The following is a 21,687-nucleotide window of genomic DNA, read 5'->3' as shown; positions in this document are numbered from 1 at the left end:
TTCCCTTGGTAGTCATCAACATGAAAACCCCCGAGCAATGCAGCGCCCTGGAAGACATCCGCTGGGCGATCGACACCCTGGACCAGCAGATCATCCAGGCCCTCGGCCAGCGCCTGGCCTACGTCAAGGCGGCCGCGCAATTCAAGCCGACCCAGGACAGCATCGCCGCGCCGGAGCGGGTTGCGGCGATGCTCCCGCAGCGTCAGCAATGGGCGGAGCAGGCGGACCTGGACCCGATGTTCGTGGTGCCGCTGTTTGCCCAGATCATCCACTGGAACATCGCCCAGCAAGTGCGCCACTGGCGCGTTCAGCGCGGGCTTGAGCAAGGAGTCGGTAATGAATGAGTCGTGCCTGTCCGGGCTGACCCAGGCCCTGCGTGAAGGCGAGGCCCAGGCTCGGCGCAAGAGTCGCGCGGTACTGGTGGTGTTCAGCCTGGCCGCCGAGCGCCTGGAGCCACTGCGGCTGTTTGCCGCCAACCGTCAGGTGTTCGGCCAGAGCCTGTTCTGGTCCAGCGACCAGGGCGCTCTGGCCCTGGCCGGGTTCGGCTGCACCGAGGAAATCAGCCCGCCGGCCGCCGAGCGCTTTGCCGCCAGTACCCAGGCCTGGCGCCAACTGCTGGAGCAGGCCCATCAGGTCGGCCCGCGCAAGGCTTATCTGTGCGGCGGCTTCGCCTTCGATCCCCAGGCGCCGCGCAGTACCCAGTGGCAGTCGTTCGTCGCCACCTCCCTGGTGCTGCCACGGATTCTGTTGTTGCGCGAAGGCGAACAGCAGCACTGGCTGTTCAGCCTGTGGATCGAGCCGGGCGCCGATGTGGCCCATTGCGCTGCCGGCCTTGCGGCGGAATGGAACCTGCTGCAGGTCCGCTACGCCCATGCACCGTCACTGCAGGTGCCGGTGGGCACCCGGCAGGACGACGACGCCCTGGGCGCCGAGCAGTGGCAGGCCACCGTCGCCGGCGCCATCGGCCGGATCAACGCCGGTGAACTGAGCAAAGTGGTGCTGGCCCGGGAAGTCTGCTTGCGGGCCCCGCGCAGCATTCCCTGCGGCCCCTTGCTGGAGAACCTCAGGGCGGCCTATCCCCAGGCCTTTCTGTTTGCCTTCAGCCGCGGCGACAGTTGCTTCCTCGGCGCCACCCCCGAACGTCTGGTGCGCGTGGCCCGGGGCACCTTGAGCACCGTGGCCCTGGCCGGCACCTGCGCCCGCGGTCAGCACGAGCAACAGGACGCCGAACTGGGCCAGGGCCTGATGGACAGCGCCAAGGATCGCCACGAGCACGCCCTGGTGGTGCAGACCCTGCGCGAAGCGCTGCAGCCCTATTGCGCCATGCTGGAGATTCCTGCGCAGCCGCAACTGCACCGCCTGGCCCACGTCCAGCACCTGCTGACCCCGGTGCTGGGGCGGTTGCGGCCCCAGGTGGACCTGCTGCAACTGGTCGACGCCCTGCACCCGACCCCGGCGGTGGGCGGCCTGCCTCGGGCCAAGGCCCTGGGGTATATCCGCGAGCATGAGCAACTGGACCGTGGCTGGTACGCCGCCCCGGTGGGCTGGCTCAACGCCGAGGGTGATGGCGAATTTGCCGTGGCCCTGCGCTCGGCCTTGATTCGCGGCAACCAGGCGCACCTGTTTGCCGGCTGCGGGATTGTGGGCGAGTCGGACCCAGCGAGTGAGTACCAGGAAACCTGCCTGAAGTTGCGCACCATTGGCGACGCGTTGTGTCCGCCAGCGGCCTTGCCGAGCGTGGCAGTGAGCGCCGGACAAAGCGCCTTGTAGACGCTGGCGCAGGCTCGCAGCGATCCTGAGGGCGCCGAGGCCCCTTCGGTGCCTTGCGCAGCCTGCGGCAGCGGCTACACAGAGGGTTTCCTGTAGCCGCTGCTGAGCCTGCGAAGCTGCGAAAAGGCCGGGCCGCGTTCGGTACACAGGGCCTTGCCTGGCGAGCGCTTGGAGCCCTGGTCTGCAGGTTCAGCCAGTGGGCACCGTGACCGCTGCCGGGCCGGCGATGCTGGACGCCGGCCTGGTCCGCAGCAGGGCATTGATCGCCTGGCCGTAGTCCTTGCCCGCCAGGCGCATGCTGTTGTTGTGGGTGCCGCCGGGCACCAGCAGCAGTTTCTTCGGCTCCAGGGCGGCCTTGAACAGTTGCTGGCTCAGGCGCGGCGGTACGTAGTCGTCGTTGAGGCCGTGCACCACTAGCAGCGGCATGCCGATGTCGCCGATCTTGTCGATGGAGTCGAACTTCTGTGACAGCAGCCAGCGTACCGGCAGCGAGGTCTTGGTCGCTGCGGCAGCGGCATCGGCCAGGGTGGTGAAGGTGGATTCGACGATCAGCCCGCGAGCGGCAATCGGGGTCTTTTCGGCGGCAGCATTGCGCCCCAGTTCGGCAGCCAGGTCGATGGCCACCGCCCCTCCCAGGGAGTGGCCGTAGATCAGGCGTTTGCTGGCATCGGGTTGCAGCACCTTGAGCCGCTCCCAGGCGACGCGCGCGTCTTCATACACGCTGCTTTCCGAGGGCAGGTCGCCATGGCTCTGGCCGAACCCCCGGTAATCGATGGCCAGCACCGAGTAGCCCAGGGCGTGCAGTTGCTCGATGCGAAACAACTGGCCGGTGAGGTTCCAGCGCACGCCGTGCAGGTAGAGGATCGCCGGGGCATCGGCGCGTTTGGCCGGCCACCACCAGGCGTGGATGTTCTGTCCGGGCTTGAAGCTTTGCGGTTTGAGTTGCAGTTCCTGCACTGTGCTGGGCAGACCGCGATACCAGCCGGCGTTGCCCGGCTCGATGCGAAACACCAGTTGGCGCTCCTTGTGTTCGAGCACCGCACAGCTCACCGGCAGGCCGACGATCAGTGTGGCCAGGCACAGCAGCGCAAACCAGCGACGGCGCAGGCGCTGGGACAGGGATGGGGACATGCAGGGCTTCACCACAGGACGGACGACAGCGCGTTTTTAACAGATGTGCCGGGATGACGGCACTCATTTTCAGCGCAGCGGTCGGCGGCAAAGGTTAGAAAATGCTACGGGGGGAGGGGTAACAGACGTCGTGGCCAGCCGCTGGTGGGACGGGCCACGACGAGGGGCTGCTTTAGAAGTTCCAGCGAGTGCTGAGCATCACATTCCGCGGGTCGCCGTAGTACGACGAGTTGTAGAAGCCGATGTTGGTGAAGTACTTCTTGTCGAACAGGTTGTTGACGTTGAGGGTGGCCGAGACGTTCTCGGTGATCTGGTAGCGGGCCATCAGATCCACCAGCCAGTAAGGGTCCTGGGCGAATTTTTCCTCGGTGCCCTTGCCGTAGTTGCTGAGTATCTTCCACCCGGTGCCCTGCCAGCGGACGCCGCTGCCCAGGGTCAGCTTGTCCAGGCTGCCGGTCAGTTTGTAGCTGGTGTAGAGGTTGACCTGATCTTCCGGTTCCCAGGTGGAGACCTTGGCCCCGCTCTGGTCGCGAATGATCTTGTGGGTGTAACCGGCCTGCAGCTGCCAGCCGGGGGCGAGCTCTCCGGAGATTTCCGCTTCATAACCCTTGGCCTTGGACTTGATGCCCTTGGAGGCATAGTCCAGCCCGGGGGTGGTGGGGTTGGCGTTATAGGCCAGGTCATCCACGGGCCGGTTTTCTTCATGCACCTCGAAGTAGGCCAGGCTGGAGTTCAGGCGACCGTCGAAGAACTCGCCCTTGAGGCCCACCTCGTAGTTGGTGCCTTCGTCGGGCTTGAGCACCTTGTCGTTGCGGTCGCGGTAGTCGTCCTGGGGCAGGTAGATCTCGGTATAGCTGGCATAGACGGAGAAGTTCTGGTCGAGGTCGTAGACCACCCCGGCGTAGGGAATGACCTTGCCGGTGTCCTTGGTCCGGCTGGTGCCGCTGACCTCGTAGTTGTTGACCCGGCTGCCCAGCAGCAACGAAAGATCATCGTTGAGGCTAAAGCGCGCGGTCATGTAGCCGGCACTCTGGCGGGTGGTCTCGTCGTTCTTTTTGGTGATGCGGCCCCAATCGGGCTTGGGGCTGTGCCCGTCCCAGTTGAAGTAGTCGTAGAAATTGTTGTGATTGGTGGCGCTGGTGAAGTCCCGGCCTTTCCAGTGCGAGTTGGAGATCGAGGCCCCGACCACCAGCTGATGCTCGCGCCCCAGCAGGTCGAAGGGGCCCGTGGCGTAGAGGTCGCCGCTGTCGCTGACGGTCTCGCCGGTGTACTTGCGGGTCAGCAGCGAGGCGATGCCGGTCTCGGCATTGGGCGACATCAACGAACCCAAGGGGGCGTTGTAGCCATTGATCTGGTGGTTGTACTGGGCCTTGGCCACCCAGCCGTTGGCAAAGCTGTGCTCCAGGGTGGTGAACGCGGTACGGGTGTATTGCGACCAGCGGCTCCAGCTCGCGCCGTTGTTGTAGGAGCGCGAGGTGCTGATGGCATTGCCCTTGGAGTCGTACAGCGAGCTGCTGCCCGACCAGCTGGAACCCTTGGGGTCGTTGTCCTGATAGTCGGCGCCGACGGTCAGCAGGGTGTCCGGTGACAGGTCGAACTCCAGGATGCCGTAGTAGACGCTGGTCTGGCGCTGGTAGTGGTCAAGGAAGGATTTCTTGTCCTGATAGGCGGCGACCATCCGTCCGCGGACATTGCCGCTGTCGGTCAGGGGGCCACTGACATCGACCTGCGAGCGGTAGTTGTCCCAGGAACCGGCCCCCAGGTCGATATGCCCGGCGAATTCGGCGGTGGGTTTCTTGCGCACCATGTTGATGGTGCCGCCGGGGCCACCGGCACCGGTGAGCAGGCCGGTGGCGCCCTTGAGTATTTCCACGCGGTCGTAGATCACCGTGTCGGTGAGGGTGTGGCCCGAGGAGTACTGCGCGTCCTGCAGGATCGGAATCCCGTCGTACTGGAAGTTCTGAATGGCAAAGCCGCGAGAGAAGTAGCTGGTGCGGTCACTGTCGTAGGTGGCCACGGTGATGCCCGGGGTATGGCGCATCACGTCGTCGATGGAGTTGAGGCCGAAATCGTCCATGGCCTGGCGGGTGACCACCGAGATCGACTGCGGGGTTTCCCGGGGTGTCAGCACCAACCGGGTGGCGGTGGCGATGGTGCCGGGGGTGTAGGAGCCGGAGCCTTCGGTGATGGTTCCCAACTGGTTGGTGCTGACGGTGGTGGTGCCGAGTTCCACGCGTTCGCCGCCGGCCCTGAGCACTCGATAGCCCGCCCCTTCGGCCACCGCTTGCAGGCCCAGGGGCGCCAGCAGGCGTTGCAGGCCTTCACCGATGGCGAAGCGGCCGCTCAGGCCTGGGCTGTGCTTGCCGGCGCTGAGGCTGGCATCGACGGCGATCATGGCCCCGGATTGCTGGCCGAAGGCGCCCAGTACCTGATCCAGGTTGCCTGGGGCGATTGCGTAGTCGTGGCGCTGGCTGTCAGCCACTTCGGCGTTGGCCTCGGCGGCCAGCAGCGGCAGGCTGGTGCTGGCGATCGACAGGCCGATGAGGAACGGGCGCAGGGCCGCGGCAAGGGGCGTGAGGCGGATGTGCATAAGAAAGTCCATGGGTTGGGAAGGGTTGGCGCTGAGCTGTTTTCCAGCTTCTTCCCTGGTCTTGATGCGTGAGATTGGAAAAACTGCCGCCTTCCTGGAAAAAAATCAGGCCGCCGTCACTGAGGCCCAATAGCCCATGACCCGCTGAATGCGAATGGGCAGGGTTCGGGCCAGCAAGTTGAGGCTGGCGTCCGGCTGGTCGAGGGAGAACGAACCGGACACCCGCAGCCCGGCGACCTCGGCGGCGCAGCGCAGCAGGCCCGGACGATAGCGGTCGAGTTCGGCGATCACCTCGGCCAATGGCATGCGTTCGGCGATCAGCAGGCCCTGGGTCCAGGCGCTGGCTGCGGCGGCCACTGGCGTTACGGGGCTCATGCGTTGCTCGATGTCCACCTGCTGGCGCGGGCCCAGGACCTGTCCGGGCCCCTGACCCAGGCTGACCGAGGCACTGCCGCTCAGCAGTTGCACCCGGGTGCCGCGGTGTCCCGGCAAGCCGACGCTGACCATCAACTGCGACAGCGGTGCCAGGTGGATCCTGGCTTCGGCGGTGACGACCCGCACTGGCGCCGCGTTGCCCAGGGTCAGCAGCAGGCGTCCACTGTTGAGCCGTAGTTGCGGTCCTTGCACACGGTCCTGAAGATCCAGAGTGGTGCGGGTGTCCAGCTGCAGCGCCGTGCCGACCGCCAGTTGCAGTTGGCGGCGTTCGCCGGTGGCGGTGTGGTAGTCGCTGAACAACTGCGGCAACAGCAGCCGCTCGCGCACGCTCCAACTGCTGGCGGCCACCACTCCAAGGCCGACGACGCCCTTGAGCAAGGTGCGCCGCGAAGGGTGGCTGCGGGCCTGGAGCAACTGCCGGGTGCGAGCGGCGGGCAGGCTGCGGGTGCTGTCGCGCAGGTCCTGCCCGAGTCCGGCCAGGCGTTGCCAGGCCAATTCATGTTGCGGGTCGGCCCGGCGCCAGGCCAGGCACCCGGCCTGTTGCTCGGCGCTGCTGGTGCCCGACTGCAGGAGCACCAGCCATTCCAGGGCCTGGTCCAGTACGCGGTGGTCCACCGCGCCCTGATCGTCCATGGGCTTAAAGGCGCTCATGCCGGGTACACCGCCGCATAGCAGTGGCGGTAGGCCTTGAGCATGGCTTTCTGTACCACGTTGACCGAGAGCTGCAGGCGCTCGGCAATCTGCGGGTAGGTCAGGCCTTCGAGCTGGGACAGCAGAAACACGTCCCGCACCCGATGGCCCAGACCGTCCAGCACCTGACCCACGGCGTCCAGGGCTTCGAGCACCAGCAGGCGGGCTTCCGGTGAGGGCTGGTGTTGCGGTTCCAACTGCGCCAGGGATTCAAGGTAGGCCCGCTCCAGGGCCTGGCGGCGGAAATACTGGCCGCACAGTCGGCTGGCCACGGTGTTCAGATAGGCCCGGGGTTCACGCAGTACCGGCAGTTGTTCGCTGCGCAGAATCCGCAGGAAGGTGTCCTGTGCCAGGTCCATGGCCTGGTCCTGGTTACCGAGCTTGCGTCGCAGCAGTTGCACCACCCAGTTGTGATGCTGGACGTAGAGCTCGCCCACGGCGTGCTGTAGCGAAGAGTTGGGCACCATCGATAGGGGTTCCGGGACCGAGGCGGGCGAAAAGGGTGTTTATGGTAATGCTTCTCATTAGTGGGCGCTCAAGTTTTTATCGCTGCCGGCCAGGGCCCGAGCACGCGGGGCTTGTCTGTCATATAGTTGTAGGTTGCAACTAAATATTCCACGAGAGAGGTCACCTTCATGTCGAGCCCATCCGCAGGTTTCATCCCGCAATTGCGCCAGGCTTCCCGGCAGATGGTCCGTGAGCTGGGCTTCATGCACAGCACCCTGGCCGCCACCGACTACTCGCCCTCGGCAGTGCATGCGTTGCTGGAGATCGGCCAGGGCAATGCCTTGACCGCTGGCGATCTGGTGACGCTGCTGGGGCTGGAAAAATCCAGCGTCAGTCGTCTGGTGCGCAAGCTGGTGGAGGCCGGCGAGATCCGCGAACAGGCCGATGCACAGGATGCCCGCTCGAAGCGCCTGCACCTCACCGCCCAGGGACGCCAGACCCTGAGCGGTATCGACCGTTTTGCCCAGGCCCAGGTGGCCGCAGCACTGGTGCACCTGAGCGCGGACCAGCAGCTTTGCGCCTCGACGGGCATCGCCGACTACGCCCGGGCACTGCGTGCGGTGCGCCTGGGCGAGGCGCCCGAGCCGCCCGCGTGCTGGTCCATCGCTCGTGGCTATAGACCGGGGGTGATTGGCCGTATTGCCGAAATGCATGCCTGCTACTACGCCGCCCGCGCCGGTTTCGGCCAGGCCTTTGAAAGCCTGGTGGCAGCGGACATGGCTGAGCTGATGGGACGTTTGCACAACCCGCGCAATCAGGTCTGGGTGGCGCTGCAGGGTGAGCGGATTGTTGGTTCCATCGCCATTGACGGGGAGGGCGCGGACGGCGAGGCGATCCTGCGTTGCTTCATCCTCGATGATTCGGCGCGTGGCCAGGGTTTGGGCCGACGGCTGCTGGTCGAGGCCCTGGGGTTCTGTGACCAGTGGGGTTTTACAGCCACCCGCTTGTGGACCTTCAAGGGTCTGGATGCGGCGCGCACGCTGTATGAGCAACAGGGTTTCGTCCTGGTGCAGGAGCAGGTGGGCGAGCAGTGGGGCGCGGCGGTGACCGAGCAGTGTTTTGTGCGAGCCAGGCGGGCGGAGCACGCCGGAACTCGCTGAGCGTTGTAGCCGCTGCTGAGCCCGCGAAGCTGCGCAAAGGCCCGCAGGGCCTTGCTTGGCAGTCCCGAGCCGAGCCTCTAGCGGCACTGAAAACCTGCGTCTCCTGCGCAGCCGTTCGCAGCCTTCGGCAGCGGCTACAGATAGCCGGTATTGGTGGTAGGGTTAGCCCCCTGATGATTATCGATCTGTGGAGAAGCATCCCATGCAAGCCATCAAGCTCAGCCTGCCGGCATCCCTGGACAACCTTAAAATCGTGGAACTGGCCGATCCCGGGCAACCCGGCGCCGGGCAGATCCGCGTGCGTCTGCATGCCTGTTCCCTGAATTTCCACGACTACGCCGTGGTCACCGGCGCGCTGCCCACCGCCGATGGGCGGATTCCCATGGCCGACGGCGCCGGGGTGGTGGAGGCGGTGGGCGAGGGCGTCAGCGAGTTCAAGGTCGGTGATGCGGTGGTGTCGTGCTTCTTCCCCCATTGGCACGATGGCGGCCCGGCCATCGCCGACTTCAGCACCACCCCGGGCGATGGCGTCGACGGTTATGCCCGTGAAGTGGTGATCCAGCCCAGCCACTGGTTCACCCATGCGCCCAAGGGCTACAGCCATGCCGAAGCGGCGACCCTGACCACCGCCGGTCTCACGGCCTGGCGTGCCCTGGTGGTGGACGGCGGGCTCAAGGCCGGGGAAACCGTGTTGGTACTGGGCACCGGCGGCGTGTCGATCTTCGCCCTGCAACTGGCCAAGGCCATGGGCGCTACGGTGATTGCCACCTCTTCGTCGGACGCCAAGCTGGCCAAGGTTCGCGAGCTGGGCGCCGACCACACCCTCAACTACCGCACCCAGCCTGAATGGGGCAACGAAGTGCTCAAGCTGACTGGCGGCCGAGGCGTCGACCATGTGGTGGAAGTCGGCGGCCCGGGCACCTTGCCGCAGTCCATCACCGCTTGCCGTATCGGCGGGCATATCGCCCTGATCGGCGTGCTCACCGGTTGGGCCGGACCGGTGCCGACCGCGGCGCTGATGGCCAAGCAGCAGCGCCTGCAGGGCCTGATCGTCGGCAGTCGCCAGCAACAGGTGGAGATGATTCGTGGCCTGGAGGCGACGGGGATCAAGCCAATCATCGACAGCACCTTCCCCCTGGCCGAGATCGCCAAGGCCTTCGCCCATGAAGCCTCGGGCGCGCACCTAGGGAAAATCTGCCTGACGTTCTGATGGAGCCTAATCCGTTTCGCAGTTGATTCCCTGTGCTGGGCTCACATCTGACCGTCGATGATGGCGCCGGCCACCGTCTGGCAGAACCAGCGCAGGGCGGCGGAACTGTCGCTGTTGGGGTGCCAGTGCAGGGACACTTCGAACTCGCCCACCGGGAACGGCAGTTCAAGCTGTTTCAGGCCGCCCTCCAGGGTGAACAGCCGGGCGATCTGCGCCGGCAGTACCGCCAGCAGCTCGGTGCCGGGCAAGACCTTGGGCAGCACCGAGAAGTGCGGCACATGCAGGCTGATCCGGCGCTGCAGGTTCATCTGCTTGAGGACGTCTTCGACGCTGCCGTGGCCGGTGGCCCGGGTCACGGCGATGTGCCGCTCGGCGAGGAACTGCTCCAGGCTCAATAGCTCGTCGATCCGTGGATGGCGATCGCTGAGCAGGCACACGTAACGTTCGCGAATCAGCACCTGGCTGCGGGCCCCGGGCACGTTCTTGCGGCAGATCAGGGCGTCCACCTTGCCGCTGCTCAACCAGTCCCCGGCCTGGTCCACCTGCAAGGGCAGCACCTCCACTTCGGCCTCCGGCGCCTCGCGGTTCAGACGCGCGAGGATCAGCGGCAGAAAGCCCATTTCCCCGAGGTCCGAAAGGGCAATGCGAAAGCGCCGCTCGGTGGTGGCCGGGTCGAAGCGGCGGGTGCTGTGCACGGCATTTTCAATCCGCGTCAGGGACTCACTGAACCCCCGGTACAGCTCATCGGCCAGATGGGTCGGCTGGATGCCGTCGCGGGTGCGGCTGAACAGGGCATCGTCGAACAGCTCCCGCAGCCGTGCCAGGCCGTAGCTGACCGAGGGCTGGGTGACGAACAGGCGCTCGGCAGCCAGGGTCACGCTGCGGGCCTCGTAGAGAGTGACGAAGGTACGGATCAGGTTCAGATCGATGTGGCTCATGGTGCCTCACGGATATAGACGGGTCTTATTTTTGATAGAGATAGTATCAATTTGATCAATCTGGCGGCGGCTGCAAGAGTCACTCAAATTCTAAAAAAGCAGCGGCAAGGGTCTTTATGCAAACCGTCCATAGCGCCTCCTACGACATTCTCCGGCAACAGGGCCTGACCACCGTGTTCGGCAATCCGGGTTCCAACGAGTTGCCCTTTCTCAAGGGCTTTCCCGAAGACTTTCGCTACATCCTCGGCCTGCATGAAGGCGCCGTCGTGGGCATGGCCGACGGCTTCGCCCTGGCCAGTGGCAAGCCGGCTTTCGTCAACCTGCATGCGGCCGCCGGCACCGGCAATGGCATGGGCGCGCTGACCAATGCCTGGTACTCCCACAGCCCATTGGTGATCACCGCCGGCCAGCAGGTGCGGTCGATGATCGGTGTCGAGGCGATGCTGGCCAACGTCGATGCGCCGCAGTTGCCCAAGCCCCTGGTCAAATGGAGCCATGAGCCGGCCTGTGCCGAGGACGTGCCTCGGGCCTTGAGCCAGGCCATTCACCTGGCCAACCAGGCGCCCAAGGGCCCGGTGTATCTGTCGATTCCCTATGACGATTGGGCCCGCGCCGCACCGGCTGGGGTCGAGCACCTGGCGCGGCGCCAGGTGGCCAGCGCCGGGCTGCCTTCGGCGGCGCAACTGCGCAGCCTGGTGCAGCGTCTGGTGGCGGCGCGCAACCCGGTGCTGGTGCTGGGGCCGGATGTGGACGGCAGCCAGAGCAACGCGCTGGCGGTGCAGTTGGCGGAGAAACTGCGGATGACGGCCTGGGTGGCGCCTTCCGCGTCCCGTTGCCCGTTTCCAACTCGCCACCCGAGTTTTCGCGGGGTGCTGCCGGCGGCCATTGCCGGCATCAGCCGCTGCCTGGCCGCCCATGACCTGATCCTGGTCGTGGGCGCCCCGGTGTTCCGTTATCACCAGTACGCGCCGGGAGACTACCTGCCTGACGGCACGCAGTTGCTGCACATCACCTGCGATGCCGGTGAAGCGGCCCGGGCGCCCATGGGTGATGCGCTGGTGGGGGACATCGCCGAAACCCTGCAGGCCCTGGTCTGGGCCTTGCCGGACAGCGATCGCCAGCCGCCCCAGGCCTTGGCGCGGCCAACGCCGATCCAGGAACAGGGTGGGTTGCTGCGTCCGGAAACCGTGTTCGATGTGATCAACGAGCTGGCCCCCAGGGATGCAATCTACGTCAAGGAGTCCACGTCCACGGTGGGCGCCTTCTGGCAGCGGGTGGAGATGAGCGAGCCCGGCAGCTATTTCTTTCCGGCGGCAGGGGGCCTGGGTTTTGGCCTGCCGGCGGCGGTGGGGGTGCAACTGGCCCGCCCCGAACGTCGGGTGATCGGCATCATCGGCGACGGCTCGGCCAACTACGGCATCACCGCGCTGTGGACCGCGGCCCAGTACCAGATTCCGGTGGTGTTCATCATCCTCAAGAACGGCACCTACGGCGCCTTGCGCTGGTTCGCCGATGTCCTGCAGGTCGATGACGCACCGGGGCTGGATGTGCCCGGCCTGGACTTCTGCGCCATCGGCCGCGGTTATGGCGTGCACGCCGTGCAGGCCACGACCCGTGAGGCATTCGCCGAGGCTTTCAGCGCAGCGCTGGCGGGCAAGCGCCCGGTGCTGATCGAGGTGCCGACCCTGACCATCGAACCCTGAGGGTGCCATCGCCGCCGGGCACGGGGCCCGGCGGCGCCAGCCGTTTTCAACGCAGCATCACCGAGTATCGAGGCTTTTCGTACAAAGCCTGCGGATACACCACAACAATAAAAAGAGGTGGTTATGAACACGACATCCGTCAGCCAAGTGCTGGGGGGAGCCTCCCTGCCAGTGCGTCCCGTATCCGGCAACGCCGATATCGGCACCTTGCTGGATGAGGGCCCCTATACCCGCATGCAGAAGATCGTGGTGCTGTTGGCCGCGCTGTCCATCGTCATGGACGGCTTCGACGGGCAGCTCATCGGCTTTGCCATACCGCTGATGATCAAGGAGTGGGGCATCACCCGCGAAGCCTTCGCGCCGGCGGTGGCGGCCGGGCTGATCGGCATGGGCATTGGCAGTGCCTGTGCCGGTCTGTTCGCCGACCGGTTCGGACGGCGCATGGCGGTGATCGCCAGTGTCTTTGTGTTCGGCACCGCGACTTGTGCCATTGGCCTGGCACCGGATGCGCTGGCGGTGGCCGTGCTGCGGTTTATCGCCGGGCTGGGCATTGGCGGGGCATTGCCCAGTGCCACCACCATGACCGCGGAGTTCACCCCGGCGCGCCGCCGCACCCTGGCGGTGACCGCCACGATTGTCTGCGTGCCCCTGGGCGGAATGCTCGCCGGCTTGTTCGCCTCCCAGGTGTTGCCGGTGTATGGCTGGCGCACACTGTTTTTCCTCGGCGGCAGCCTGCCCATCGTCTTCGGTTTCTTGCTCTTGGCGACACTGCCGGAATCGCCACGTTTCCTGGCCCGTCGGCCCCAGCGCTGGGGTGAGTTGAGCGCCTTGCTGGGGCGCATGGGGCGGCCCATGGCCGAGGGCGTTCGCTATACCGATGCCCTGGAGCAGAAGAGCGAGCAGCAGGGCGGTTTTCGTGCCTTGTTCGCCATCGGCTACGGCCGCGACACCCTGGCCGTGTGGGTGGCGTTCTTCATGTGCCTGACTGCGGTCTACAGCGCCTTCAGCTGGTTGCCCACCATGCTGCAGTCCACGGGGCTGCCGCTGGCGGTGGCCAGCTCCGGCCTCACCGCCTACAACCTGGGCGGGGTGATCGGGGCGCTGGTTTGCGCGGTGGCCATGACCCGCTGGGGGTCGTTCTGGCCGCTGGCGATCTGTTGCGCCGGGGGCGCGGCCAGCGCCTTCACTTTGCAGGCGGTGGACATCCACCAGAACACCAGCTTGCTGATTTTCGGCATCGGCGTGCATGGCCTGTTCGTCAACGCCGTGCAATCCACCTTGTATGCCCTGTGTGCCTTTATCTATCCCACTGGGGTACGTGCCACTGGCACCGCCTCGGCCCTGGCCTTTGGCCGCCTTGGAGCGATTCTCAGTGCCTTCGCCGGCGCCACGGTGATCACTCAGGGCGGGGCACAGGGCTACCTGACGTTGCTGGGCTCGGTGATGGTGCTGGCCCTGATCGCCCTGCTGATCGTGCGTCGGCACATTCCCCGGCGCAGGCCGGGAGCGGCATGAGTGCCTCGCCACACAGGGAGGGCCTGGCCGGTGAACAATGATCTTGAGAAGGGCAATTCGATGAATATTTCCATCCTGGGAGCGGGCGCCATGGGCTCGCTGTTCGGCGGCCTGCTGGCAGAAAGCGGGCAGAAGGTCAGGCTGCTGGATATTGACGAGCGGCACCTTGAGGCCATCCGCCGCCAGGGCTTGCGCCTGGAGACCGATAGCGGCGACCGGCGCATCGACGGCCTCGCGGCGTGCCGTCCGGAGCAGGCCCCCGGGCACGCGGATCTGTTGCTGGTGTTCACCAAGACCCTGCATACCGAGCGTGCATTGCGCAGCGCGGCTGGCCATATCGGCGCGCAAACCCTGGTGCTGACCTTGCAGAACGGCCTGGGCAATGCCGAGGCGGTCAGCCGTCACGTCGCCCGGGAACGGGTGCTGATCGGCATGACCAACTGGCCCGCCGATCTGTTGGGGCCTGGGCATGTGCGCTCCCATGGTGAGGGCGTGGTCCGGGTCCTGGGGCTGGAAGGGGGGGCGTCTCGGGGCGCCAGCCAGGTTGCCCAGGTGCTCGATGGCGCGGGACTGCAATGCCGGGTGGACCGGGACGTCTGGACCTCGATCTGGGAAAAGGTGGCGTTCAACGCCGCCTTGAACAGCCTGTGCGCCGCCAGTGGTTGTACGGTGGGGCAACTGGGAGCCGCGCCCGAGGGCGTAGCCCTGGCCAGGCACATGGTCCTGGAGGTGCTGGCGGTGGCTCGGGCGGCCGGGGTGGCGGTGGATGAGCAGCGTTGCCTGGACTCGGTGGCGTTCGCCATGGCCAATCACCGGGATCACAAACCGTCCATGTTGCAGGACGTGCTGGCCGGCAGAGCGACGGAGATCGGCGCGATCAACGGTGAGGTGCTGGCTCGGGCACGGCAGGCCGGTATTGCCGTGCCCCACACCGAAACCCTGCTCGGGCTGCTGCGCCTGATCGAAGCCCGAATGTAGGAGCCGGTTTGCTGGCGAAGGGCGCGCGAGTCTTGTGTGGGGCTTGAGGACGCTTTCGCTGGCAAGCCGGCTCCTGCGGTTGGGGGAGGGATCAGCCGCCGCAAACAGGGGTATTTGATTGCTGTTATTTGACTGCTGTTATTTGAAGAGGTGTGTCATGAGCGATTCCAAAGCTGTCTATTGCGATCTGCATCTGCAACCCATCGCCGGAACCTGGCGCATCGGCGCTGCGGGCAAAACCCTGGCGGTGAGCAATCCGTTCGACGGTTCGTTGTTGCTGGAAGTGGTCCAGGCCAACCGCAGTGACCTGGATGCCGCCTACGCGAAAGCCGCGCAAGTGCAGCCGCAATGGGCCGCGCTCGGCCCGTCGGAGCGGGCGGCGGTGCTGCATCGGGCGGTGGCGATCTTCGACCAGCGCCAGGAAGAGATCGTCGACTGGATCATTCGCGAATCCGGCAGTACCCGAATCAAGGCGCTGGCCGAGTGGGGCGCGGCGCGGGCCATCACCCTGGAGTCGGCGTCGTTTCCGGCGCGGGTTCATGGGCGCATTGTCGAGTCCGATGTCCCGGGCAAGGAAAGCCGGGTCTATCGCAGCGCCCTGGGGGTCGTGGGGGTGATCAGCCCGTGGAACTTCCCGCTGCACCTGACCCAGCGATCCATCGCGCCGGCCCTGGCCTTGGGCAATGCGGTGGTGGTCAAGCCGGCCAGTGATACGCCGGTGTGCGGTGGCCTGTTGCTGGCGCGGATCTTCGAAGAGGCAGGCTTGCCCGCCGGGGTGTTCAGTGTGGTGGTGGGGGCCGGCAGCGAGATCGGCGATGCCTTCGTCGAGCACCCGGTGCCTTCCCTGATCACCTTTACCGGCTCGACTCCGGTGGGGCGCGGCATAGGCCGTATCGCCAGTGGCGGCGAGCACCTCAAGCCTGTGGCCCTGGAGCTGGGAGGCAACAGCCCGTTCGTGGTGCTGGACGACGCCGACCTTGAGCAAGCGGTGAATGCCGCGGTGTTTGGCAAGTTCCTGCACCAGGGGCAGATCTGCATGGCGATCAACCGGATCATCGTTGACCAGTCGCTGTATGACGCCTTTGCCGAGCGCTTCGTGGCGCGGGTCAGGCAGCTCAAGGTCGGCGATCCGCAATCGCTGGAAACGGTGATCGGCCCGGTGATCAATGCCCGACAACTGCAAGGCTTGCAGGACAAGATCGCCCTGGCCCGAGAAGAGGGGGCCGAGCCGCTGTACGAAGGCGGAGTCAGCGGCAACCTGCTGGCGCCCCATGTGTATGGCGAGGTTCGCGCCGACATGGATCTGGCCCGCAATGAAATCTTCGGGCCTCTGGTGGGGCTGCTGCGGGCCCGGGATGAAGCCCATGCCCTGGAGTTGGCCAATGCCAGCGAGTTCGGCCTGTCCAGCGCCGTGTTTACCCGCAACCTGGAGCGCGGGGTGAACTTTGCCCGCCAGGTGCGGGCCGGCATGACCCATATCAACGATGTACCGGTGAACGACGAAGCCAATGCGCCGTTCGGGGGCGAGAAGAACTCCGGGCTGGGCCGCTTCAACGGCGACTGGGCCATCGACGAGTTCACCCGGGATCAGTGGATCAGCCTGCAGCATCGGCCGCGTCAGTACCCCTTCTGACCCAGTGCCCTGAATGACCCCCGGCCGTCCTGGCCGGGTTTTCTGCGCATCCTTGACGCACAGACCGGCAACGGCCTGTCGGGGTACGGCTGCGCCAAAAAAACGGAGAACAATAATAATGAACGACCGTCAGCCAATGCTTTGCCGCTCCCTGTTCGGGGCCTCTTTGTCACTGGGACTGTGTGGCGCTTGCTGGGCCGATGACAGCGGATTTGTCGAGGGCGCCCGGAGCGATCTGCTGTTGCGCAACTACTACTTCAATCGGGACTTTCGCGATCACGATGCGCCCAAGGGGCACGTGGAGGAGTGGGCCCAGGGCTTTATTTTCAAGTTCAGTTCCGGCTACACCCCGGGCACCGTGGGGGTTGGTCTGGACGCCATTGGCTTGTTCGGTCTCAAGCTCGACAGCGGCCGTGGGGTCAGTGGCTCGCAGTTGCTGCCAGTGCACGATGACGGGCGGGCGGCCGACAACTTCGGGCGCGCCGGGGCGGCCTTGAAGGCTCGGATTTCGGCCACTGAACTGAAGGTGGGGGAGTTGCTGCCGGATGTTCCATTGCTGCGTTATGACGACGGACGCCTGCTGCCCCAGACCTTTCGCGGGGCGATGCTGGTGTCCCGGGAGATCTCCGGGCTGGGCCTGCAGGCCGGGCAATACCGTGCGGTCAGCCTGCGCGACTCTTCGGACATGCAGGACCTTGCGGCCTGGGCGGCCCCCGGGGTGAAGTCCGATGGTTTCAACTATGCCGGTGCCGAGTACCGCTTCAATCAGCAGCGCACACTGTTGGGTGTCTGGCATTCGCAGCTGGAGGATATCTATCGGCAGAGCTACTTCAACGTGCTGCATAAGCAGCCGGTAGGCGACTGGGTGCTGGGGGCCAACCTGGGTTATTTCATCGACCGCGAGGAGGGTCGCGCGCGCATCGGCAAGGTCGACAGTCACACCGCCTATGGCCTGTTTTCTGCCTCCCGTGCTGGACATGCCTTGTACCTGGGATGGCAGAAAGTCAGCGGTGACAGCCCGTGGATGTCGGTCTATGGCAGCAGTGGACGGACCCTGGGCAACGACATGTTCAACGGCAACTTCAGCAATGCCGGCGAGCGTTCCTGGCAACTGCGCTACGACTACGATTTTGCCGCCGCCGGCATTCCCGGGTTGCTGGCCATGGTGCGCTATGGCCGTGGCGACAGTGCCACGACCCGGTTCGGCAACGACGGTCAGGAGTGGGAGCGGGACACCGAGCTGGGCTACACCCTGCAAAACGGTCGTCTGAAAAACCTCAACCTGCGGCTGAACAACGCGACCACCCGGCGCAGCTTCAGCAGTGACTTCGACCAGACCCGGCTGATCGTCAGCTATCCGCTGTCCTTCTGAGCTGGCGCCTGCGTCGACCTGATGGCCGCAGCCGCTGATCGGCTGCGGTACAGAGGCTGTCGGGCCCTGATCCCGGCGAGGGTTCCGAGCCGCCTGGCTCAGCGTCGCTGCAGGCTTTGCTCCATGCGTTGGATGCCTTCTTCCAGCAAGGCACGGGGGCAACCGAAGTTCAGGCGCACGAATTGCCCGCAGTCGTCACCGAACTCGAGTCCGGCGCTGAGGCCGACCTTGGCTTCCTTGAGGAAATAGCCGTGGGGATCGTCCAGCCCCAGCTCGCTGCAGTCGAGCCAGGCCAGGTAAGTGCCCTGGGGCGCATGCATGCGGATGCCCGGCAGGCGGGTCTGCACCGCGTGCAGCAGGTAGTCGCGGTTGGCTTGCAGGTAGCCGAGCAGCGCCTGGAGCCAGGGGCCGCCGTGGGTCAGGGCGGCGTGGGTCGCCTCCAGGCCCAGGGGGCTGACGCTGTCCACCATGCCGGCGCGGGCGTTGTTGAAGGCCAGGCGGGTGGCCGGGTCCTGGACGATGGCGAAGCAGGTCTTCATCCCGGCGATGTTGTAGGCCTTGCTCGCCGACATCAGGGTGATGGTGCGCCGGGCGATCTCCGGGCTCAGGGACGCGGTGGGAATATGCCGGCGTCCGTCGAAGCACAGCTGGGCATGGATCTCGTCGGAAATGATCAGTGCGCCCTGGTCCAGGCAGGCGTTGGCCACGGCTTGCAGTTCTTCCCGGGGGAAGACCTTGCCCAAGGGATTGTGGGGGTTGCTCAGGAGCATCGCCCCAGCACCTTGCAAGGCCTGGCGCAGTGCGTCCATGGGGGTGACATAGGTGCCTTGCTCGGTGAGCTGGAACGGCACTTCGACCTTGTCCAGGCGCCAGTTGTCCGGGGCCATGCGCAGCGGGCGGTAGTTGGGGGTCTGTACCAGCACTGTTTGCCCGGGCTGGACGAAGGCGTGCAGGGCCATGTTGAACCCGGGCTCGACCCCGGGCAGGAAGATCAACTCGTCGGGCTGCACGCGCCAGGCGTACTTGTTCCAGAGGTCGGCGACCACGGCTTCGCGCAGTTCATCCCGGGCCACGCTGTAGCCCAGCAGCGGGTGCTCGAGGCGTTGGTGCAAGGCCTGGAGAATGCTGTCCGCCACGGCAAAGTCCATGTCCGCCACCCACATGGGCAGGACGTCCTCGGGGTAGCGGCTCCACTTGGTGCTGCCGGTGCCCTGGCGCGGATGCAGGGTATCGAAATCGAAGCTCATGAGCGGGTCTCGTCGAATCGCATGGGGAAGGTGGAGGGATTCTAGCCTTCCCTGAGGGTGGCCGGCAGGCTGGGTTGGGCCAGGCCCGGGCAAAGGGGGGATTCAAGGTGAGGGAGTGGGTGCGAAAAATGTCGGTTGTTTGCAGGCTGAAATATTGAAGTTGAAACGGGTGTTTATTTAAAGCGGAGTATTGTTTTTCTTTTGTTTTATGGGGTTTGTGTCAAGGCACTTTTTTCTGTTTATTTGTCATTGTTTGTTTCTGGATTTTTTAAGGATTGTCTTGGGTTGTGTTTTTTAGTTGGTGTTATATGGTGTGGCGGCTATTGGAGTTGTTCAAGGTTTAAACCTAAGTGGGTATAACAATAATCGAACCGCCAAGGAGCAGGACAATGACGGCTGAAAGTGGAATTCGCTATCGTGATTATTCGGTCCCCTATCTAGTGGATGAAACCCTTCGGGAAGGAATTGAACGCACGGCCTTTCCCATTTCCGTGGACGCCAAGGTGGCGCTTCTCAAGTCCATGGCAGCAGCAGGTTTGAGAGATTTCGTGGTGGGCTGCGGGCCTGAAGAGCCGCTGGTCTGGGACCGTCTGCATCAGGCCCGGGAAGCCCATGAACTGCCCGCCGATACCCGCGCTACCTTCATCATTCTGCTCAACTGCTGGGAGACTGCTTTCGCTAACTTCCAGTCCCGCCAGCAACATCGCCAGTGGATCGCCGACACCGTGTTCAGCTTCGGCATGATCACCTACAGACAGGGCAAGCGGGAGTTCGAGCGGGCCATCGAGGCGTTCCGCAGCATCGGTGCCGTCCGATTCAAGGCCAGCGTGCTCAATAATTTTCGCCAGGGCGTGTCTGAGCAGCGCTATGGCGAAATCTGCCGGCAAATCGACTGGGCTGCCAGCCTGGGGGTGGAGATCATCAGGATCAACGATTCGGTGGGCTCGCTGCAGCCCCATGTGACCCAGTGGCTGTGTTCGAAGCTGGTCAAGGATTACCCCGGCTGGTGTTTTGCCTGCATGCCCATAACGACAACGGACTGGCCCTTGCCAATACCATGCAAGCCATTCACTCGGGCTTTCAGATGGTTGAAGGGGCGCTCGCCGGTTTTGGCAATAGATCGGGTATTGCGCCCTTGGAACAAGTGGTCAAGTTGTGCAAGACCAATAATATAACTCTGGGCTCCTGTGAACTTGATCTGGATAAGTTGATCGATGCAGCTCATCAGTGTGAAGACGCCTTCTTGCAAGTGCCCAGTGTTTATCGGCCGGTGAGTGGCAAGTTGGAAACACTTTCCAATTACGGTGTTCTGAATATTCCGGACTTTCTTGAAACTCAGGATGAGAAGAGTTACTTCGTCAACTATGTCGGCCTGCATCCGCAAACCATTCGCCAGGCCCTGAGACACTATTCAACGGCAGGGCTGAATGTGGCGACGATGGCCGATGCGGACCTGTGGCCCATAGTGGAGAGCCTGAAAGTGGAGATGCGGGCCTCGATGAAGGACATCGAGTCCCACTATCGGCGGGTCATGGGCGGGGTGATGGATTTCTACCGCGCCTCGACCTACACCCCCCGGCAACTGGCGCAGTATGCCGAACGGTGGATTGTTCGGGGGCATGCTGCTCATGGATAAGGTCTTTACGGTGGTGATGCCCTTGTTTGCCATGATCTTCGCCGGCTATTGGATAGTGCGGATCGGGGTCATCGGCAAGGAAACGGTAAAGGGCCTGGTGGGCGTCGTGTTCTGGCTGTTCCTGCCATGCTTCATTTTCATCAAGACCCTGGGCACTCGGGACCATGGCGAGCTGGATTGGGGGCTGCTCAGCGCCTACTACCTGGCTTGCCTGGTGACCTTCATCATCGCTGCGGTAGGTGGCTGGCTGATCTGGGGCGGCAATGGGCGCGTAGCCGGCCTGCGTGGGTTGTCGTCCATCTCGGGGGTAGTGGGGTACATGGGCTTGCCCCTGATGGTCATGGCTTTTGGCGATGAGGCGGCCTTGCCAACGTTGATGATCACCATGGCCGATAACCTGGTGATCCTGGCGGGTGGCGCATTGATCATGGAGCTCACCGCGCAACAGGAGGTGCAGGCCAAGCCGGATATCGGCCGCGTGCTGCTCACCACGACCCGCTCCATTGTCACCAACCCGCTGATCCTAGCGGTGCTGCTGGCCGTGCTGTTCATTGTCCTGCAATGGCAGTTGCCCAGTCCGCTGCAGATTTTCGCCACGCAGATGACCAACGCCACCGGACCTTTGGCCCTGGTAGCCCTGGGCGCCGCCTTTGCCGTGCATCGCAATCAGAGCCTGATCAAGGGCGACGCCCTGGCGCTGGCACTGTTGAAGGTGGTGGTGCTGCCGGTGCTGGTGTTCGTTTCCGCCCGGTATGTGTTTGGCCTCAGCGACTTTCTGATCAAGATTGCGGTGATCATGGCGGCGCTGCCGGTGGCGGTTAACGTTTTCATCCTGGCGTCGCGCTACAAGACCTATGAGACGGAGGTCTCCAGCAGCATGCTGCTCTCCGCGGTGATGGGCATCGGGGTGATCTCGGGGTTGCTGGTCGTGCTGGACTGATGCTCAAGCCTGCCGGCACATGACCGGCCATTGCACCCTGCAAGCGTTAGGCGCTTGCGGGGTGTTTTGTTTGCCTGTCCTGCGGCGTTCGCTGCAGGGCTGATGATCCCTGCGAAAACCTGCAGCAGCTTCCCGCAAAGCAGCTTTTCCCTTGCCTGTGCCTCACAAAAACCTCGTTTCGCAACGTTCCGGGTTATGGAAACAATGAACCCCTGCATACGCCTGCCCGACTGCCACGGGCGCCTGCGGCGATGCACTGCCGATCGATTTGTTCTTCCTACAAAAACAACAG

Annotated in this window: 18 protein-coding genes; 12 read left to right on the top strand and 6 right to left on the bottom strand. The window is 64.6% G+C overall.

The window, feature by feature from the left end:
• Positions 1–20 precede the first annotated feature (20 nt).
• Both LOY69_RS17675 and LOY69_RS17670 read left to right on the top strand, forming a co-directional pair.
• A complete protein-coding gene (locus LOY69_RS17675; protein ID WP_265073316.1) occupies positions 21–344 on the top strand; it encodes an isochorismate lyase in 324 nt (107 codons plus the stop codon).
• A complete protein-coding gene (locus LOY69_RS17670) occupies positions 337–1,770 on the top strand; it encodes an isochorismate synthase (RefSeq protein ID WP_265073315.1) in 1,434 nt (477 codons plus the stop codon). The genes LOY69_RS17675 and LOY69_RS17670 overlap by 8 nt, the downstream gene beginning before the upstream one ends.
• A gap of 189 nt (positions 1,771–1,959) precedes the next feature.
• On the opposite strand, the gene LOY69_RS17665 is transcribed toward LOY69_RS17670, so the two are convergent.
• The 4 genes from LOY69_RS17665 to LOY69_RS17650 form a co-directional block, all read right to left on the bottom strand.
• Positions 1,960–2,901, bottom strand: a complete 942-nt coding sequence (locus LOY69_RS17665; RefSeq protein WP_265073314.1) for an alpha/beta hydrolase — start codon at positions 2,899–2,901, stop codon at positions 1,960–1,962.
• Positions 2,902–3,073: 172 nt separating this feature from the next.
• Entirely contained in the window at positions 3,074–5,491 is a 2,418-nt protein-coding gene (locus tag LOY69_RS17660; RefSeq protein WP_170004672.1) for a TonB-dependent siderophore receptor, read from the bottom strand.
• 105 nt (positions 5,492–5,596) lie between these two features.
• Entirely contained in the window at positions 5,597–6,577 is a 981-nt protein-coding gene (locus tag LOY69_RS17655; RefSeq protein WP_265073313.1) for a DUF4880 domain-containing protein, read from the bottom strand.
• Positions 6,574–7,083 carry a sigma-70 family RNA polymerase sigma factor gene (locus tag LOY69_RS17650; protein ID WP_265073312.1) on the bottom strand — a complete coding sequence of 170 codons (510 nt, stop codon included), beginning with the start codon at positions 7,081–7,083 and terminating at the stop codon, positions 6,574–6,576. Before LOY69_RS17650 ends, LOY69_RS17655 begins: the two co-directional genes overlap by 4 nt.
• A gap of 168 nt (positions 7,084–7,251) precedes the next feature.
• On the opposite strand from LOY69_RS17650, the gene LOY69_RS17645 reads away from it, so the two are divergent.
• Together LOY69_RS17645 and LOY69_RS17640 are read left to right on the top strand one after the other, a co-directional pair.
• On the top strand, positions 7,252–8,223 hold the full coding sequence (locus LOY69_RS17645) for a GNAT family N-acetyltransferase (RefSeq protein WP_170003653.1): 972 nt from the start codon (positions 7,252–7,254) through the stop codon (positions 8,221–8,223).
• Between the two features lie 202 nt (positions 8,224–8,425).
• Entirely contained in the window at positions 8,426–9,433 is a 1,008-nt protein-coding gene (locus tag LOY69_RS17640) for a zinc-dependent alcohol dehydrogenase family protein (RefSeq protein ID WP_110596549.1), read from the top strand.
• 41 nt (positions 9,434–9,474) lie between these two features.
• Here the strand turns inward: LOY69_RS17640 and LOY69_RS17635 are convergent, their stop codons facing one another.
• Positions 9,475–10,371, bottom strand: a complete 897-nt coding sequence (locus LOY69_RS17635) for a LysR family transcriptional regulator (protein WP_102880221.1) — start codon at positions 10,369–10,371, stop codon at positions 9,475–9,477.
• Between the two features lie 116 nt (positions 10,372–10,487).
• Here LOY69_RS17635 and mdlC point away from each other — a divergent pair, with 116 nt between their 5' ends.
• From mdlC to LOY69_RS17610, 5 genes are all read left to right on the top strand, one after another.
• Positions 10,488–12,074, top strand: a complete 1,587-nt coding sequence (gene mdlC / locus LOY69_RS17630; protein WP_102880222.1) for a benzoylformate decarboxylase — start codon at positions 10,488–10,490, stop codon at positions 12,072–12,074.
• Between the two features lie 123 nt (positions 12,075–12,197).
• Entirely contained in the window at positions 12,198–13,589 is a 1,392-nt protein-coding gene (locus tag LOY69_RS17625; protein ID WP_265073311.1) for an MFS transporter, read from the top strand.
• A gap of 60 nt (positions 13,590–13,649) precedes the next feature.
• Complete coding sequence (locus tag LOY69_RS17620) at positions 13,650–14,567, top strand: ketopantoate reductase family protein (protein ID WP_102880253.1); 918 nt, start codon at positions 13,650–13,652, stop codon at positions 14,565–14,567.
• Positions 14,568–14,724: 157 nt separating this feature from the next.
• Positions 14,725–16,200, top strand: coding sequence for an aldehyde dehydrogenase family protein (locus tag LOY69_RS17615; RefSeq protein WP_170003641.1), 1,476 nt, complete (start codon positions 14,725–14,727; stop codon positions 16,198–16,200).
• A gap of 118 nt (positions 16,201–16,318) precedes the next feature.
• Positions 16,319–17,572, top strand: a complete 1,254-nt coding sequence (locus LOY69_RS17610) for an OprD family porin (RefSeq protein ID WP_265073310.1) — start codon at positions 16,319–16,321, stop codon at positions 17,570–17,572.
• A 98-nt stretch (positions 17,573–17,670) separates the two neighbouring features.
• Here the strand turns inward: LOY69_RS17610 and LOY69_RS17605 are convergent, their stop codons facing one another.
• Positions 17,671–18,819, bottom strand: a complete 1,149-nt coding sequence (locus tag LOY69_RS17605; protein ID WP_265073309.1) for a MalY/PatB family protein — start codon at positions 18,817–18,819, stop codon at positions 17,671–17,673.
• 389 nt (positions 18,820–19,208) lie between these two features.
• On the opposite strand from LOY69_RS17605, the gene LOY69_RS30605 reads away from it, so the two are divergent.
• The 3 genes from LOY69_RS30605 to LOY69_RS17595 are packed head-to-tail and all read left to right on the top strand — an operon-like array spanning position 19,209 to position 21,395.
• Entirely contained in the window at positions 19,209–19,994 is a 786-nt protein-coding gene (locus LOY69_RS30605) for a hypothetical protein (protein ID WP_413787129.1), read from the top strand.
• Positions 19,877–20,455: a hypothetical protein gene (locus LOY69_RS30600; protein ID WP_413787128.1), complete on the top strand. Its 579-nt coding sequence runs from the start codon at positions 19,877–19,879 to the stop codon at positions 20,453–20,455. The genes LOY69_RS30605 and LOY69_RS30600 overlap by 118 nt, the downstream gene beginning before the upstream one ends.
• Positions 20,448–21,395: an AEC family transporter gene (locus tag LOY69_RS17595; RefSeq protein ID WP_110652770.1), complete on the top strand. Its 948-nt coding sequence runs from the start codon at positions 20,448–20,450 to the stop codon at positions 21,393–21,395. Before LOY69_RS30600 ends, LOY69_RS17595 begins: the two co-directional genes overlap by 8 nt.
• Positions 21,396–21,687 lie beyond the last annotated feature (292 nt).

Origin of the sequence: Pseudomonas sp. B21-059, assembly GCF_026016285.1 — a bacterium.
GTDB classification, from domain to species: Bacteria; Pseudomonadota; Gammaproteobacteria; order Pseudomonadales; family Pseudomonadaceae; genus Aquipseudomonas; species Aquipseudomonas danubii.
The sequence above is the reverse complement of the archived record's forward strand: the minus strand, read 5'-3'. Positions and strand labels throughout refer to the sequence as shown.